Consider the following 15,680-nt stretch of genomic DNA (forward strand, 5'->3'; position numbering starts at 1 on the left):
GAAACACCTATATTCGTAGTTTCGAATTGTGAACTTTATTTACATTCTTTTATATAGATATAATGTAATTGTGTATATTTCGTCGTTTCTCATAAAAAAAATAAGCTGTTCATCAAGAACAGCTTGCCTACTTAATAATGTACACCCGTTTGACGCTGTCAAAAACCACTCAGTATCTCCGGTGCCATAATTCCATGAATGGAGCTGTAACTTTGCAATAGCTGCTTGACCGTTTTGCTATATGGAGCAGAGTTTATACTTAAACAACAGAATGAATTTATTGATTCATCATATGATCCTCTGTTACGTGAAGATAATATGTTTGTTTGACTAAAGCTAATAGATGCTGGACTTCATTCTCATTTTCTAAACAAAAATAAAGTCTGGCCAGATCAAAACTTGAACTTTGCTTTTCATCAACAACATCACCTTCTTGGTATAACAATTCAACCTCCATTATGCCATCGAGCTTTTCCCAGTCCTCAACGGGAGTAAATTCTTTTATTGTTCCGTTTCGGCAAGGCAGGCTAAAGTATCCGACAGTCCCCTCTATTGGATTGACTAGGAGATTTGGATCTTTACCTATGGAAGCGTTAAGAGAACTTTCCCATAAAGAAATATTGAATTTTTTTTCTATCATGTGGCTGATCCCTCCGCCCCCAATACGCATTGCAATCTCACCGACGATCAATTCACCTGAAGGAGTTCTGTATATTTCAAGATGCCCGGGACCGTCTGTGATACGAAATGCTTGAGCAACAGACTTCTGAAGTTCTAATATGTCAGCATAAAGCGGATCATCTTGACTTAAAATGAATGATCCTTGAATTTTAGCCATTCCTTTTAGCAAAGGCACTGTATATTTTGATATTGATACAAAAAGAAGCTCTCCGTCAGCGTATAAAGTATCGCAATGAAACTCTTCCATTTCTATACATTTTTCAGCAATCATAAGAGAGTTATTCTTCTTTAGTTCACCTAAACCGCCCGATGTTGAATACAGGCTTTCATACTGATGTAAGGAATCGATTATAAAAGTATTTAGGGCACCCGAACCAAGAGCCGGCTTTACAATTATAGGCCAGCCTAATTTCTCGCCTGCTGCAGGGATGTCTTCTACCTGACTTAAGCACAAAAAATCTGCAACAGGAATCCCTTCCGTTTTAAGTTTTGTCTTCATCGCCAATTTGTTCGTCATATAAAGAGATGTTTCAAATCCAGGACCGGCTATTCCGAAATAAGAGCGAAGAAACCCACCTGGTAATATACTTTTTTCGGTTGTGGTAACAATATGATCAATCGGTCCGGCTTTTAATATTTCAAGCATCAAACTCTTCATAACCGTTACATCTGTTATATCCTCAACGATGTATACATGATCCGCCCAATGTGAATAAAGAGGGGCATAACACGATCTCGTAATGACAGATATATTGATCGTATCATCATTTGTTTCCTTATCTTTTTGAAAAAACTGAATGGGCTCTGGTTTATCGGAATTAATGAGTAGAATACGAAGCATCAGAATAAACTCCTTTTCAATACAATATATTGTAAGTAATCTGATTTTCCAATGTATCCAAAAGCATCCAACTAGGGTGATCATATTTCATATCACCTATATTGATCAAATAACGAGATGCAGTGTCTAATGTGATAGGCTTACCGTTTATAATGCGTTTTCGTTCGTAATAAGGATGATTCTCTTTCTCCTGAACTTCAAACAGTACATTTTGATGGTTATGCCCATAAAAAATCCACGGTCTGCTCCAATATTGAATATGGCTGGGCCTCCAATAGTCTTCTTCCTCCATCCAGTCAAATGTATGACCGTGCGTTAATCTGACTATTGGAGTTAAATAAATGTCTAAAGGCATGTGAGTCAAAAAGTTATAAAAGTCTATCGGAATTTCTTTCTCAGGGATCAGACTTAATATCCTCTCCTCTTGATTGCCTTTTATCACTCGTATACCTTTTAACAAATCAATTAACTCCCAATCCAAATCTAACACTTGTTCTATGGACTGAAATTGAAAATCTTTCAAATCCTTTTTAGGAACCTTAACTTCAAAAACATCTCCCAAACAAATGATCTCATCTATAGAAGAAAAGGTTTGGATATGCTCCAAAACCTTTTCAAGATTATTACGTTTCCCATGTATATCTGTTATGAAGGCATAGCGCAAGAAGCAGAATCCCCCTTAACGATTTTGGCCAAACTTTTTTTCTATATAATCCAAGACATGCTGGTTGTATTCCAGTTTGCCTGGAATGACCACATTATCTTCTTCATCAATTAAAGCGGGTATATAAGGAACGCCTGTTTTTTCTATTAATTCTGTCCGCAAAGCCCGATCCTTCGGAAGGTTTACATTGATATACGTTACATTCAGCTCAGTTAACTTCTCTCTTACCGGTTTGCAATAAGGACATGGCTCCCTCTGATATAATTTAAGCATTTTGTATGACCTCCGCTCCTAATGCATCACTCAAAGCCGTCATGCTGGTCCCAGGCTGAACCTGATAACCCATTTCTGTTAACACCAACTCTATTATCCCGAATATGCCGAACAAATCGATTTCATCAACAGCTCCAATATGCCCAATCCTGATCATTTTTCCTTTAAATTCACCTTGGCCGCCTGTTATCGTAAGCCCATAATCTTTATTTAGTTTTTGTAATAATAGAGTTGCGTCAATTCCCGATGGAGCCAACGCTGCTGTCACTGTATGACTTCTCACATGAGGAGATTGTACAAAAAGGTGAAAACCTAATGCTTCCAATCCTTTTTGCGTTGCTCTGGCGATACGGGCATGCCTCCTCGTCGCATTCGAAAGGCCTTCTGCTTTCAATAAATCTAGTGACTTTTTCAATGCTAATAATAAAGATACACCCGGACTTGATGGCGCCATAGGATAAAACTTTTTAAATCTTTTAAATGAAAAATAGTAAGTGGAAGGCTGAACATCATCAATCAACTTCCAAGCTTTCGGCGAAATAGCAACAAAAGCGAGGCCCGGCGGCATCATAAATCCTTTATGAGAGGCTGCTAATACGATGTCTAATCCCCAATCATCCATAGATAGCTCATGAGAAATGAGCCCGCTTATGGCATCAACAATTACCAGCACATCTGTATCTCTGAACAATGCCCCGATGGCTTTTACATCATTAACTGCTCCTGTTGAGGTTTCACTATAAACAGCGAGCACTCCCTTTATATTCGGATGCTGCTTATACGCTCTTTCAACTTCTTCAATATTTACAGAAGTTCCCCAAGGAGCGTTTACAGTGACCACCTCTAACCCGAAGACTGTACAGATATCTGTAAAACGCTCTCCAAAGTAACCATTAGAAACGACTAAGACTTTATCTCCCCTGTTAAAGGAGTTTGATACAGCTGCCTCCATCGCCCCCGTACCTGAAGATAACAAAATATAAATATCTTGTTTTGTCAAAAAAAGTTCTGGGAGTTCGCGATTAATTTCATTGATAATATCTTCCATTTGCCGAGATCTGTGATGAATCATTTCCTGTGCTCCCGCCAATAAAATGTCCTGCGGAACTTGCGTAGGTCCCGGCGTAGCCATCCGTAACTTCCTCATCTCAAACAACTCCCCTCTTATATTCATTACCGATCTACATAGATTTTTCGTTCTGCTTCCCTTAAATCAAAATCAAATAATACGATCCTATGGCTTTCCGAACAAGCCAGCTTATGATTTTTGTATGGAACCATCACACTTGTCCCCATCATTGAAGACCATACATGTGAAAAACCATTCGGGTCACCGGTCGTGTTAAAGTGCTCGTATTTTTTATTTTTTGAAGCAATTGATTCTAAACATTGAAGCAAGTCTTGTGTGGTGCCTGGTTCATAACGCATGACAGTGAGACCTACTGTACTGCCGGTTACACAAACCTTTGCTACCCCTGAAGGTGGCTCTAATTGAGATAATGCATCTGTTACTTGTTTTGTAATATCATAACTTTGATTAAAGCCTTTTGATTGAATCGTGATTTCAACCACTTTATTTTCTCCTTTATTTTCTATTTTCCGAAAAATTACAGGGCGTATCTTTCGCTGAATTCTGAACCTTCCAAAACACCTGACCCGCTTACTTCAAAAGCAGAAAGCTTTCCCGCAATCTCAAGACACTGATTTATTTTTCTCTCCAGTTCATTTTGGTGTACAGGGCGAATAAAATGGTTCCACATGGTGTTTCCTTCCGTAAAAATCCTTTCTATATGCGGTACGATTAATTCTTCATGATTGCTTACCCGCTTAATTTCGCAATCTGTTGAAGGGAATAAATCAGGATAAATCATAGACTCAACCAAAAATGATTCTCCTCGTTCTGCAAAAGGAATAACCTTCTTAAAAAAAACCGGGTCAATGGCCATTTTATGTTCAGTTGACCACAGATTTTCTTTTACAGATTCAATTTGATGAGAGAGACCGAAGTATTCGACAAACTCCGGATATTTAGAAAGTGTGCCGAGTCCCAAATGAGGATAATCCGGCCACCCTGCGGCCCGTAACTTTCCGTCTTCGATCCAAAGAAACGTCTTATCACCGCTTATGAGCTTGTATCCATGTTTACTCACTAATTCGAGCAATAAAGTTGATTTGCCTTTCCCTTTTGAACCTATGATGAGGGTTGCCTTGTCATCTTTTAACGCGCTGGTTGCATGGACAACCGCCACCCCATGGTTCTCTTCATTTTTCAATACTAAATCTCTAATAAACTCAATCAAAACCAGCTCATCCTGCTCTGCATGCTGTAACTGTGTAGAAATAATGATTTTCTTGTTTTCTCTGTCAAATGAGAGAATCGTATCTGTTTTTGTACATTTCACATATTCAATTCCTTCAACAGTTACTCGTTTACAAGGAATGGTAAAATACTCAGTCGCACTTTTTCTGATATAAATATCCTCACCGTTCTGAAAGTCTATCGCTTGAACTTCTTCTTTATGAGGAGTGATGTACACATCAGCTAAACGATCTTCTTCATGCCTTCCCCTGTTAATAAAAAAGTGTGTACTGAAAAAATCAAAAACATGGTCTAATGATAATGACGGTTCAATAAAGAAATTGATTTTCGAATGTAAATAGGCTAGTGAAACAATATGATATTGATCAGACATCATTCTAAAATGACTCCTCTCGTATTTTATTTGGTCGTACTGATGGCAGAAGCGCCGGAGTTATACATATCTTCCTGTTTTCTCATGTCATACATGCCTTGAAGTTCAAAAACAGTTTTCATAGGCACAATGTGTTCTTCTACACCAACAGTATTTCCATCAAGAAGAATCTGAGAAAATGTCTCCTGCATGGCCTTAATAGAGCTTCTAAGACCATGGTTGGCATAAATGACCATGTCGATGCCTAATGGTTTCATTTCGTCCACAGTTATATGCGGGTATGTCGTAGGTACAATCACAATAGGTACTGCTCCAGTAAACTGTTTGACGAATTCTTTAATTTCGTTTGGCTGGTTTTCTTTTGAATGGATCAGAATAGCATCAGCTCCTGCTGCCTCATAAGCATAGGCTCTTTTTAATGCCTCCTCTAATCCTTGGCCCGCAATTAAAGCTTCTACCCTAGCAATAACAACAAAATCGGGATTTTTTTGAACATCTTTTGCCGCTCTGATTTTATTTGAGAATTCATCAATAGAAGCTAATTTCTGCGATCCCTTTACGAAACTATTTAACTTAGGGAACAGCTTGTCCTCTATGCAAATACCCGCAATTCCGTTCCTCTCATATTCTTTCACCATACGTATCACATTGTTCACACTTCCATAACCAGAATCGCAATCACAAATGATTGGAATCGATGTAGATTCATTCATCCCGATCGCAGCTTGCAGATTTTCTGTCATCGTCAAAATATTAGCATCAGGAACAGCATATGATGCCGAAATTTCTAATCCGCTGGCCCATATTGCGTCAAATCCAGCTTGTTCAGCAAGTTTAGCGCTTAAACCGTTATGCGCCCCCATGACTCTCACAACTTGATCGGAATATAGCAACTCACGTAATTTTTTAGCTTTCATTTTGCACTCTCCTGTCTAAAATTTTGATTGATAACTGATTCAACCGAAGACATGTCAACTTTTTTAGGTAAGCTTTTTCCGAGTAAGGCTGATACTTCTAAGGGGTCAAGATTGACTTCTTGGCATTTTTGAATGACTAAATCATAGAAATAGTAGTGGATATTGCTGATTCCGCTTATAATCTCTGGAGTGGAAATTCTCATTGGTGAAGATAAAATGGAAGATAGTACATATTCAGCTGCAGTTAAAATGGGATCTAGTTTGTATGGGATATCGAACTTGTCCCAATGATGTAACGCACTTACAAATTGTTCTGTTGGAAGGTTTCCCGCACCTCGAGCCATTCCGCATAATGATGTATCTATAAAGGCTGCCCCCGCATCCATTGCTGCAAGAGCATTTGCAAAGGCTAATCCAAGATTGTTATGTCCGTGAAAACCAACTGGACAATCAGCCTGATCACATGCAGCAGCTACCCTGTTTCTAACACCATCCGGCGTTAAATTTCCGAAAGAATCAGCCATATAAAACACATCTGCACCAAAAGCATGCGCTTTTTTCGCTAGCTCAGCCACGTCTTTCTCTTCAATGTAACTGGCTGCCATTACATTAAAACTAACGTGAAAGCCTTGATTTTTCAGATATTCAATATACGGTAAAGCATCTTCGGCATTATGAGGATACGAAGCAACACGAATCCATGGAATCTGCTGCGGGTTCAGATTATTCAATAGATGGAGCTCACAGACTGATGGGACAACCATCGCCGCTAATTGTGAATGGCTCGTCTTCGGCAGCTCATCTAAAAGCTCAGGTGTACAGTTTGCTAAACTCCCGACAGACTTTTCTTTATTGCTCCCCGAACCCCCTACATAACCGATTTCTATGATGTTCACATGGGCTTTATCCAAGTTTCTGATAATTTGACCGATGTCTTCAGCAGAGAAAAACCAGTTATTGAAATTACCGCCGTCCCGAAGTGTACAATCTATTACTTGCATATTCATACTGACACCTCATTTTCTAAAGTGATTTCATGTGTAAAACGCTGAACGATTTCTTGCGGTGTCCAATGCACTCTTTTACCGATTTTTTCACTTCGTGGTTCAACTTTAATATGGATGAGTGCCGGACCTTCGTTAGGCAAATCAAAGCTTTCCTTTACGGAATTGATTTCAACGGCATACTTATACCCCACCTGTAAAGCGATATCTGTTACATTCATTAGCGGAACCGTCTTTTGCCCGCCCGTACTTTCATGCATACCGTTATCCAAAACAACATGTATGAAATTTTTAGGCTTTTGATGGCCGATCATCGTAATAATCCCCATATTCATTAAAAACGAGCCATCTCCATCCAGCACAACAAGAGGAACATCAGGATACACGGCAGACAATCCTAATCCGACAGGAGCAGCCATCCCCATAGAGCCAACCATATAAAAATTCTTGGCTCTGTCATCTATGTTGTACAAATCACGGCTTATATGACCGCATGTACTAACCAAATATGCTGACGGAAACTGTTCTAAAACAAGCTGAATTGCGTCATGTTTATTCAAACTGACTCCTCCTATATTTCATCTTTAATTAATATCGCAACAGGGCGGTTTGTCTTCTCGATTAAAAAAAGCGCCTCTACTATCGTGTCTTCAGCATTTTCATAATCCAGCTCTTTGTAAGGGATGTCCACTGAATGGAGTAAATCAGTGAGTTTTTCACCGATTATGTCATGTTCAACAGCATCATTACCGTATGCCCCTCTCCAGCTAATGAGCAATAAAATAGGAATGTCATATATGAAGTTAAAGGACGTAAGTACATTTAAGCAGTACCCTAAGCCTGAATTTTGCATAAGCATCACGCATTTTTTCCCGCCTAGATACATACCGGATGCAACACCTAAAGCTGAATCTTCTCTAATGGAAGGGATAAACGTAATATTCTGTTTTTCTGCAGTTTCATTTGATTCCAGCAGCCTGAAAAAACCTTTTAACAACGAACATGGCACTCCGGTAAAATGGGTATAGTTGTTTTCTGTAAGTGTACTCAGCATTCTTTCTGCAGTTGAGTTCAAATCCAATTCTCCCCTTACATGAATGAAATAAGTAATGATTATTTATTCATAATCTCAGCTTCATAAAATTGAATGAATCTATGCTTTCTGTTTCCGATACGATATGCTGTTAAGGCAAAACAGATCGACAAAGCTGCAACTAAAAAAATTGTTCTTCCGCCAAAAAGGCTGAGGATCATGCCTCCAAGCCACGGGCCTATAAACTCGCCTATATTATAAAAATTCTGCGCTCCATAATAAGCTCCCCTCATACTGTCAGGGGCCAACTCATCCATTAAAACATTCATTGATGGAAAACATAGGATTTCGCCCATCGTTAATATAAACATAGAAATACAGAAAGTAAGCCAACCGGTTGAGAAAGCAAAACCAATATTCCCGATGATACAACACCCGGTTCCAACAGAAATTGTTGTCATTGATTTATATCTCTCAAAAAGCCGTGTTAATGGCAGCTGCAATATAATGACAGTTGCAGCATTAATGGTTATTAAAATTGAGAAAATCTTCACGCCGTTTACGAAATCAAGATTGAGGTACTGAAGCAAGGTACTCTCCATCTGAGAATAACTAAATAACAAGAATATCCCGCCTGCTATATAATAACGAAGAGCAACATCCTTTTTTAGCGTCTTTACAATAAACGACAAATGAAATTCTTTTTTTGAATTTCTTTTATGTTTCAAAAGCAATTTATTCATCATAATAAATAATAAAAGAGCATAACAAAGGTATACCGCGCCAGTAATCGTGAAAGGAGTTCCGCTGCTCACAAGTCCCAGGTATGTTCCTAATAGCGGGCCTAAAGCACCGCCAACATTAATAGCCAAATACCGTAAAGAAAAAATACTGAGCCTCTTCTTGCTATCTGCTAATTCAACCATTAAAGCTTTCGAAACCGGCTCGAAAAAGGAATGACACAGACCGCTTAAAATATTTAACAAACTGAACCATAAAATGGTATGAACAATGCCAAAAAGAAAGAAAACAATACTCCAAATAAAAATGGAACATAACATAACACTTTTTCTGCCGATTCTGTCAGAGAGAGTACCGCCAATGATTCCGCCTATCGTAGTTGCAAAATATCCCAAGCCAATAACCAAGCCAATGACACCGAAACCCTCTCCTGTTTCTTGATGGAGATAAATAGCCAAAAACGGCGTTGTCATTGATTTTGCTGCTTTTGTGACAAGAGTTCCCACAAGCAGAAACTTAATGACCGGATGTAATCCGAAAAACTCTCTTATTTGAGAGACCACGTTGATTGGCCTTCCCAAATCATATGTTCACTGCACCATGAGGCAACTTGATGAATTCTATTAATCAGTACATCTTCCGAATCCCCTTTGATTAAGTAACTTGATACCACATCTACACTAGAAGAAGCACCTTGAAAAATCTCCCCTTCTTTAGCAGATATCTTTTGCTTTGTTACCCAATTCTCAAAAGGAATTGAAGGAACTTTGACCAGCCGCCCATGTTTAGGAGGAATTAAAATCCATCCGCTTAACTGTTTCGGCCCTCTTTTAAGCTGTGAATCATTTGGAATATCATAGGACAGGCCGCATTGTTTTTTCACGCAAACCTCATTCAAGTCAAAACCAAATCCTTGCTGTGTAGCCTCACGTATTAACCCACCTCCAGTCCGGCTGGCAATTTCGCAAAACACTAGCCTATCATCCGGAGTATGAAACACTTCCGCGTGAAAAGTAGTTGTTTTTGGAGATGGCAGCGCCTTTAGCGCTTTTTCAACAATGTCCGTTAGTCTGGAGGTCAATGGATTGTCAGCACCAAGCTGATAACTGGCTAAAAATTGTTCCTCTTGGAAAGCCAAACATCCGTTTATATACCGAGAGGGCCAATTTAATGTCATATGTCCATCTATCAACATCCCATCAATATGGTACATATCACCTTCAACAAACGTTTCCACTTCCATATTTTCACTGAGTCCTTTAGATAGATATTTCATCATGTCTGATTCATTTTTCAGCACCTTTGCACCGACAGATCCCGATCCGTCTATTGGCTTGACGACTACAGGAAAACCAAACTGCTGTACAAAAAGGTACAGGTCAACCGAAGATTCAATTTTCCGATAAGGAGGAACAGGAACCCCTGCTTCTTCCAAACGCTGCTTCATTAACACTTTGTCCCGAAATAATAATGCACTCTCATAAGACTGTCCTTCCACTCCTAAATGAGTCCGGAGTTTACCTGCTCTTAAAAGATCATACTCAGACATTGCAATGATCGTATGAAATCTATATGTTTCATGTAACTCCAGCGCTCTGATTTCAATACATCCATTAATGGGGTACTCATCAAATGACTCGATCTGATCATAGTTTTTACATTCGTTCAATCGTTCAGTTGACGTTAGCATGACAATAGGTTCTTCTAAATCCTTCAGCCATAAATCATATGGAGATTTAGAATATGAGGTTTTATTCAGTATTAAAGTGCTAATCGCTTTTCCTCCTCTCTTGTACTGTCTTTGGTTCATCAATGACTCTTTAATAAACCATTTACATCACGAATCGACTCCATCGCTGATTTCACCTTTTCAAATTGCAACTCGACAGATTTAATATTGTTTTTAAACTTGCCGTTCAACTCTTTGCCAAAGTGATAATCGTGAAGAGCCCCAGTATCTTTTAAGATATTGCCCGTTAAAATACACAAAACTGATTCATCTTTGTCTATTATCTGCTGTGACCTCAATTGGCGGAGTCCTGCTGCAGTCGAAGCAGAGGCAGGCTCGCAGCCCACTCCTGTTCTGTCGATTATTGCTTTTGCATCAAGAATATCCTCGTCTGTAACAGAAACAGTGATTCCATTTGTATCTTCCAACACCTTTTTTGCTTTTTTCCAGCTAGGAGGATTTCCTATATTCAATGCAGAAGCTCTAGTATACGGAAATGGTTCTGGATCAAGGGTTTCTTTCTTTTCACTAATCATTTGATGAAATGGACTGGCGCCCTCTGCTTGTATGATGGCTACCCGAGGTATCTTGTCTATGAAGTGCAGAGCATATAAATCACGGAGCCCTTTCCCTAAAGCCGTCGCATTGCTAAGAGCACCCCCAGGAACAATAATCCAATCAGGCAATTGCCAGTCTAGATATTGAGCGATCTCATAAATAATGCTCTTTTGGCCTTCAATTCTGAAAGGATTAATAGAATTGCATATATAAAAACCAAAATCACTGCTATACTTTTCCAAAAACTTGATCCCGTCATCATAAGTTCCCGGAATACTGAATACATTTCCGCCGTAAGCAGCTGTCTGTAATACTTTGTTAATTGAAATTTCTTTATTCGGCACAAAAACGTAGGAGGAAGCATTTGCAAGAGAAGCATACATTCCCAATGATGAAGAAGTATTTCCAGTAGAAGTACAAGCGTATTTTTCATAACCTAAATGTTTGCCATGTGAAACAGCAACAGTCATGCCGTTATCCTTAAACGAGCCGCTGGGATTTTCACTTTGCGCCTTTACATATACATGTCTAACCCCTGTATATGCCGATAGCATCTCAGAGCGGTATAACCCTGTGTTCCCCTCATATTTTGTAACGATGCTCTCAACAGGCAAGTCTGGATAGATAAGTTCTTTATATCTCCAAACTCCGCTTGCAAAAACAGACATGCGTTCAGATAGACGTTCATGAAATACATGCTTTAAAAAATCGGTATCGTAATGAGAAAAATCATGAACAATATCTAGCAGTCCACCACAAGAACATTGATACTTAAAATCATCAGGAGACATTTCTTGGCCACAGTCAATACAAATTAGTTTCATATTTTACTAGACATCAAACTGTCCTCTCACCACCTATAAAGTATTTATATGTGGATTTATAATAATATAGACAAATGGAAATTTCTAATATATATATTTTTTGTAATCATAATTATTTTTTATGAATGGAGAGATGAACGGTGAATCTTCATGCATTGAGGCTGTTCTACACTGTAGCTGAGGAAGGAAATGTCACAGGCGCCGCAAAAAAACTAAATATAAGTCAGCCGGCTGTAACAGCTCAGATTAAAAAACTAGAAAAAGAAATAGGACTAACTTTGTTCCACCCTAGAGGAAGAGGAGTCTTTTTAACGCAAACAGGGCTCCAGCTTGCTAAACAAGCAAAAAGATTATTTTCGCTCCAACATGAGATTGAATCCTATCTGGAACATATAAAAGAAGGCTCTGTAGGAACACTGCATATCGTGACAACTAGTTTGCCAGCTAATTTTTTACTCCCAAAGTGGATCAGCCGATTTAAAAGAGAATACCCTGATGTCGATGTAGAAGTTACCACAGTCAACTCAACAGAAGCCATAAATCAACTAGTAAATTATAAAGCTGACATCGGTATTATTGGCGGAAACAGGACATTTAATAAACACATTAGCAGTTCATTATTATTGGAGGATGAAATGTTATTTATTTCTAATAACAAACATAAATATGCAGAACAAACCATCTCGCTAGCGGAAATGGTAAAAGAACCGTTTGTTTTTCGTGAGGAAGGGAGTTTCTCTAGGGAGTTATTGTTCTCTTTATGCAACCTTTTCAATGTGAATAAGCCATGTACCGGATTACAAATGAACGGACTAAATGAAACCATTAACACTGTCATAGAGGGATACGGCGTAACATTTGTTTCTTTCCTTGAAGTCAATAGTTATTTATCAAGAGGAGATGTGAAAAGAATTAATGTGGAACATGTAGAGGTTACTAACCCTATTTCGCTATGCTGGAGAAATGATGATGTCATCTCGACAACAGCATTTAATTTTATTGAATTGATAAGAAAAGACAAAATGGAATAATATTATTTCTTTATGATAAAGAACGCATGTTGTTTTTATGACCAAAAGACCCCTTTGGCCTGTTAACCAAAGAGGTCTTATTTACAATTTCAACTCATTTTATTGAATCTAAAAATAAACGCTTCATCTGGATTAGTAAACTATCTTATATATCAAAAAACATTATTCTTTTGTAAAATCACCACAATGCCTTTTTTTCTTCCTCCTGCTCAATAAACAGATAATGTTCAGGTCTGCCTAAAACAGAAAACAGCACCAAAAGCAACTTCCATCCCCTGAGCGGACTTCCGCATCTAAACTTCAATGCTTCTCCTTCTGCCAAAGTAAACCTCAATGTTTGGCTTGTACACCAAGCAATTTTCACTTGAATAATATGTTCACCAGGCTGCAAATCAATTCGCAGCCTCCCTCCATCTTTTATATTTCCCATTTCAGCTCCATCAATTTCCACAGAATAGCCTCTCAATTTATTGATGTACTGCGATGTCCTGCTAATTTCAATGTACGTCTCTTGATTCACAATGACACTTCCTTAAAGTCATAATCTAACAGGAAAAAAGCGGCAGTTCGACTCGCCCTTACCGTTATTTCTCATTCCTAGTATATTATAACTATAATGAAATGGGTACATGATAAACGAAGATAAACAAGTATAGTTGAAGATGATAAAATTTGAGAGCCTTATCAAGAGAGCAGAAGCTTTGAATGGGCACACGGTTTAACAAACATCACAGTCGCATGCAGTACAGCAGAGCAAGCGATCAGGAGCAAGCACTGGAGCTACTTCCGCAGTACGCATCTGTCATCCGCATCGTTTCGCTCTTTCAGAGAGATGATGTCTTTGATATTACCGCGAATACTTAAGTACTTTTTCCGATCAAGACAATCGTGCCTGATTGAGCATAATAAAAAACACCCGCTTGGATTACGAGCGGATGTTAGATTTGTTGAAATGAAAGCATCGCATTACTAATTTACATTTTTAGGAATCTGTTTCGGTTGTGCATTAAAAATCATCAATGATGCAATAATGGCAATCATCACTCCTATCGCGCCAACCCAGGTAATCGAAGCCAATGATACGTTTTCTACAAAAACTCCCCCTATTCCTGCACCGGCTGCCATGGCGAGTTGCATCATGGACTGATTCATGCTGAGCAAAACACCTGACATTTCCGGTTCTATTGTAGCCAGATGAAATTGCTGTGTCGGACCGCTGGACCATGCGGCAAACGACCATAATATGAGAATCAACAACACTCCGATATAGGAATGGGTGACAAGTGACAGCAGAATCAATGTAATAATGTGCAATGTCATCCCGCCAACAAGTGTGAAGGGCACTCCCCATCTGTCTGTGCTATATCCCCCAAACTTCGATCCAACCAAACTCGCAATACCGAATATAAGCAAGACACCGCTAAGCAGTTTACCGCTTATTCCTGAAATGTTCAAGAGATACGGTGACAGATAGGTATAAGCAACAGAATATCCCCCGAGCCAGAAGAAAGTGATTGATAATCCCATCGCCACTTTCCGTTTTTTGAAAAGAGCAAGCTGCTGAAGCAAGGGTACAGGCTTATCCCCTTCAGTATGCGGAAGAGTCAAAAATATAACGATCATTGCGATCAATCCTAACAAAGCAATGGCACCAAATACAGACTTCCAGCCGAATGCTGTTGCTATCATTCTTCCAAGCGGAACACCAATGATTAAAGAAGCGGTAAATCCCATCACGACAGTAGCGATGGCACTGCCTTGTTTCCCTTTCGATGCAATCTTAGCGGCAATTGTTAGTGCGGTGACAACAACCACACCTGCTCCCACCGCCATCATAATCCGCGCTGCAATAAACCATCCATAACCAGGCAGGACAAGGGCCAAGATGTTGCCGAATACAAACAAACCGAGGGCATACATCATCAATTTGCGTCTATCCACTCTTGCTGTCAAAGCCATAAGTATGGGTGTGGAAAGAGCGTATACAAGTGAAAAGATCGTAATAAGCTGACCCGCGGCAGCCAAGGTGATCCCGAGTGTATGAGCGATCTGATCCAAAATTCCGGAAATGATGTACTCTGAGGTTCCAACTAAAAAGCTGACAATGGCTAAAATATAAATTTTCCAAGTGCTAGCCATAAAAATATTCACTCCTTTACCATTAATAAAACAACATATCACGAAATATCGATATGTTAATTAAAAAATAAATAAATCGTAATATGTCGATATGTATAGCATAAAAATAAACATCTTTTGATGTTTATTTTTATATCTCTGTTTTAAGAAAGTCAGCAAGTTTCCCAATGGCTTCTTCATCTCTTTTGTAATACGTGTACTTTCCGATTCGTTCGGCCTTAATCAGACCGGCTCTTAAAAGGATGGTAAGATATTGAGATGCCGTCGATTGGGTCATTTTCAATTTGTCGGTTATTTGACTGACACATACCCCGATTGAGTTCATATCAATCCCTTCATGGGGCGCAAAATGACGATCAGGCTCCTTCAGCCATTGTAAAATTTTCAACCTTGATTCATTTGATAAGGCTTTGAATACTTCAATTGGTTCCATACGGATCATTATATCGTTATATCACGATATGTCAAATCATTTTTGGTGACTAGCTTTTTTAAGCTTATTTCTGACTCATTCTGTGAAATGAAGCTAAAGACAGCGTATCAAACACTAAA

18 protein-coding genes are annotated in these 15,680 nt (G+C 38.9%); 2 read left to right on the forward strand and 16 right to left on the reverse strand.

What is annotated here, in order from left to right; all coding sequences use genetic code 11:
• Positions 1 to 277 precede the first annotated feature (277 nt).
• The 13 genes from BTW01_RS11535 to thrC are packed head-to-tail and all read right to left on the reverse strand — an operon-like array spanning position 278 to position 11,958.
• The gene (locus BTW01_RS11535) at positions 278 to 1,522 is read right to left on the reverse strand and encodes an ATP-grasp domain-containing protein (protein ID WP_162103119.1); all 1,245 of its coding nucleotides are present in this window, start codon (positions 1,520 to 1,522) and stop codon (positions 278 to 280) included.
• 16 nt (positions 1,523 to 1,538) lie between these two features.
• Positions 1,539 to 2,186: a metallophosphoesterase family protein gene (locus tag BTW01_RS11540; RefSeq protein ID WP_162103120.1), complete on the reverse strand. Its 648-nt coding sequence runs from the start codon at positions 2,184 to 2,186 to the stop codon at positions 1,539 to 1,541.
• 15 nt (positions 2,187 to 2,201) lie between these two features.
• On the reverse strand, positions 2,202 to 2,459 hold the full coding sequence (locus BTW01_RS11545; protein WP_162103121.1) for a glutaredoxin domain-containing protein: 258 nt from the start codon (positions 2,457 to 2,459) through the stop codon (positions 2,202 to 2,204).
• Complete coding sequence (locus BTW01_RS11550) at positions 2,452 to 3,606, reverse strand: pyridoxal-phosphate-dependent aminotransferase family protein (RefSeq protein ID WP_238391413.1); 1,155 nt, start codon at positions 3,604 to 3,606, stop codon at positions 2,452 to 2,454. The genes BTW01_RS11545 and BTW01_RS11550 overlap by 8 nt, the downstream gene beginning before the upstream one ends.
• A 26-nt stretch (positions 3,607 to 3,632) precedes the next feature.
• Complete coding sequence (locus tag BTW01_RS11555) at positions 3,633 to 4,031, reverse strand: YjbQ family protein (protein ID WP_162103123.1); 399 nt, start codon at positions 4,029 to 4,031, stop codon at positions 3,633 to 3,635.
• Between the two features lie 35 nt (positions 4,032 to 4,066).
• A complete protein-coding gene (locus BTW01_RS11560) occupies positions 4,067 to 5,155 on the reverse strand; it encodes a hypothetical protein (protein ID WP_162103124.1) in 1,089 nt (362 codons plus the stop codon).
• A 23-nt stretch (positions 5,156 to 5,178) separates the two neighbouring features.
• Positions 5,179 to 6,069 (reverse strand): phosphoenolpyruvate mutase, encoded by an 891-nt coding sequence (aepX, locus tag BTW01_RS11565; protein ID WP_162103125.1) that lies wholly within the window; start codon positions 6,067 to 6,069, stop codon positions 5,179 to 5,181.
• Positions 6,066 to 7,076 carry an aldolase gene (locus BTW01_RS11570; protein ID WP_162103126.1) on the reverse strand — a complete coding sequence of 337 codons (1,011 nt, stop codon included), beginning with the start codon at positions 7,074 to 7,076 and terminating at the stop codon, positions 6,066 to 6,068. The genes aepX and BTW01_RS11570 overlap by 4 nt, the downstream gene beginning before the upstream one ends.
• Complete coding sequence (locus tag BTW01_RS11575) at positions 7,073 to 7,633, reverse strand: thiamine pyrophosphate-dependent enzyme (RefSeq protein WP_162103127.1); 561 nt, start codon at positions 7,631 to 7,633, stop codon at positions 7,073 to 7,075. Before BTW01_RS11575 ends, BTW01_RS11570 begins: the two co-directional genes overlap by 4 nt.
• An 11-nt stretch (positions 7,634 to 7,644) precedes the next feature.
• Entirely contained in the window at positions 7,645 to 8,148 is a 504-nt protein-coding gene (locus BTW01_RS11580) for a thiamine pyrophosphate-binding protein (RefSeq protein ID WP_162103128.1), read from the reverse strand.
• Positions 8,149 to 8,186: 38 nt separating this feature from the next.
• On the reverse strand, positions 8,187 to 9,410 hold the full coding sequence (locus BTW01_RS11585) for an MDR family MFS transporter (protein WP_162103129.1): 1,224 nt from the start codon (positions 9,408 to 9,410) through the stop codon (positions 8,187 to 8,189).
• Complete coding sequence (locus BTW01_RS11590; protein WP_238391414.1) at positions 9,395 to 10,657, reverse strand: ATP-grasp domain-containing protein; 1,263 nt, start codon at positions 10,655 to 10,657, stop codon at positions 9,395 to 9,397. Before BTW01_RS11590 ends, BTW01_RS11585 begins: the two co-directional genes overlap by 16 nt.
• Positions 10,657 to 11,958 (reverse strand): threonine synthase, encoded by a 1,302-nt coding sequence (thrC, locus tag BTW01_RS11595; RefSeq protein ID WP_162103130.1) that lies wholly within the window; start codon positions 11,956 to 11,958, stop codon positions 10,657 to 10,659. The genes BTW01_RS11590 and thrC overlap by 1 nt, the downstream gene beginning before the upstream one ends.
• A 140-nt stretch (positions 11,959 to 12,098) precedes the next feature.
• On the opposite strand from thrC, the gene BTW01_RS11600 reads away from it, so the two are divergent.
• Positions 12,099 to 12,989, forward strand: coding sequence for a LysR family transcriptional regulator (locus BTW01_RS11600; RefSeq protein ID WP_162103131.1), 891 nt, complete (start codon positions 12,099 to 12,101; stop codon positions 12,987 to 12,989).
• A gap of 178 nt (positions 12,990 to 13,167) precedes the next feature.
• Here the strand turns inward: BTW01_RS11600 and BTW01_RS11605 are convergent, their stop codons facing one another.
• Positions 13,168 to 13,509 carry a hypothetical protein gene (locus BTW01_RS11605; protein WP_162103132.1) on the reverse strand — a complete coding sequence of 114 codons (342 nt, stop codon included), beginning with the start codon at positions 13,507 to 13,509 and terminating at the stop codon, positions 13,168 to 13,170.
• Between the two features lie 185 nt (positions 13,510 to 13,694).
• Between BTW01_RS11605 and BTW01_RS11610 the strand changes: the two genes are divergently transcribed.
• Positions 13,695 to 13,853, forward strand: coding sequence for a hypothetical protein (locus BTW01_RS11610; protein WP_162103133.1), 159 nt, complete (start codon positions 13,695 to 13,697; stop codon positions 13,851 to 13,853).
• Positions 13,854 to 13,958: 105 nt separating this feature from the next.
• Here BTW01_RS11610 and BTW01_RS11615 read toward each other — a convergent pair whose 3' ends face one another.
• Both BTW01_RS11615 and BTW01_RS11620 read right to left on the reverse strand, forming a co-directional pair.
• Positions 13,959 to 15,128: an MFS transporter gene (locus BTW01_RS11615; protein ID WP_162103134.1), complete on the reverse strand. Its 1,170-nt coding sequence runs from the start codon at positions 15,126 to 15,128 to the stop codon at positions 13,959 to 13,961.
• Positions 15,129 to 15,258: 130 nt separating this feature from the next.
• Complete coding sequence (locus BTW01_RS11620; RefSeq protein ID WP_162103135.1) at positions 15,259 to 15,561, reverse strand: ArsR/SmtB family transcription factor; 303 nt, start codon at positions 15,559 to 15,561, stop codon at positions 15,259 to 15,261.
• Positions 15,562 to 15,680 lie beyond the last annotated feature (119 nt).

Origin of the sequence: Bacillus sp. SKDU12 (assembly GCF_010093085.1) — a bacterium.
Lineage (GTDB): Bacteria > Bacillota > Bacilli > Bacillales > Bacillaceae > Bacillus > Bacillus mexicanus.